Source organism: Streptomyces phyllanthi, assembly GCF_009377205.1.
Classification (GTDB): domain Bacteria; phylum Actinomycetota; class Actinomycetes; order Streptomycetales; family Streptomycetaceae; genus Streptomyces; species Streptomyces phyllanthi.
This window is the reverse complement of the sequence record NZ_VJZE01000919.1, coordinates 1-1250: the sequence shown is the minus strand read 5'-3', so window position 1 is coordinate 1250 and position 1250 is coordinate 1. Positions and strand designations below refer to the sequence as shown.

At 72.3% G+C, this 1250-nt stretch carries 1 protein-coding gene; it reads left to right on the top strand.

Annotation, left to right across the window (positions count from 1 at the left end; translation table 11 throughout):
• Window positions 1-390: 390 nt before the first annotated feature.
• A partial coding sequence (locus FNH04_RS46125; protein WP_152792168.1) for an HAD family hydrolase occupies window positions 391-1250 on the top strand: 860 nt, incomplete at its 3' end.

Here is a 1250-nt window from a genome sequence, read left to right as displayed (position 1 = left end):
GGGGGACACGTGGGGTCCGGGGCCAGAAGTGGCGGGCGCGTGCCGTTCGGTGCCGATCGGGGCGAGGCGCGTACGGAGCTCGTGGTGAGCAGGCGGCCGCTGACGACGGGGCACGCCGAAGCCGGGTGCCGGGTGCCGGGTACCGCTCGTCCGTGCCGGGGCCGTACTTCACGGGGTTGCCGGCGGCGGCCTCGTACGGGCCGGTGATGCGGTTCGTGTGCGGGTGAGGGCACTGCCGAGGGCGCGGCACCCGTACAAGTGCGCTCGGCCGCGCTCGCGTTGGAGCCGGAGCCGTCGGTCCCTGCCAGGAAACAGTGGCGGTGCCGGGACACTGTATGTCGTCCGGTTCGCGCCGGAACGGCGAGCCCCGTTGATCCGTATTCTCTGATCATGAACCCGCGCACCGCATACGCCCTCATCGCCACTGACCTGGACGGAACGCTGCTCCGCGGCGACGACACGCTCTCCGACAGGTCGCGTGCGGCGCTGGCGAGAGCCGTGGACGAGGGCGCCCGGCACCTCGTGGTGACGGGACGGCCCGCGCCCCGCGTACGCCCCCTGCTGGAGGAACTCGGGGGCGAGGGGCTCGCGGTGTGCGGGCAGGGCGCGCAGCTGTACGACGCCGGTGCGGAGCGGCTGCTGTGGTCCGTCACCCTGGACCGTGAGCTGGCCGAGACCGCGCTCGGCAAGATCGAGGCCGAGGTCGGGCAGGTGTACGCGGCCGTCGACCAGGACGGTGTGGACGGGCTCACCCTCATCGAGCCGGGCTATCTGATGCCGCACCCGACCCTGCCCGCCGTACGGGTCCTGCGGCGCGACGACCTCTGGTGCGAGCCCATCAGCAAGGTGCTGCTCCGCCATCCCACCCTCTCCGACGACGAGTTGGCGGCGGCGGCCCGCGGAGCCGTCGGCTCGTTGGCGACGGTCACCATGTCGGGTCCCGGCACCGTCGAACTCCAGCCATGCGGCATCACCAAGGCCACGGGACTCGCCCTCGCCGCCCGGCACCTCGGGGTCGGCCCGGCCGACACCATCGCCTTCGGTGACATGCCGAACGACATCCCCATGTTCGACTGGGCCGCGCACGGGGTCGCCATGGCCAACGCTCACCCCGAACTCAAGGCGGTCGCCGACGAGGTGACGCTCTCGAACGAGGACGACGGGATCGCGGTGGTCCTGGAGCGTCTGTTCCCGGGAATGGGAGAGGGAGTGGGAACGAGCGCGGGAGTGGGAGTGGGAGTGGACGCGGG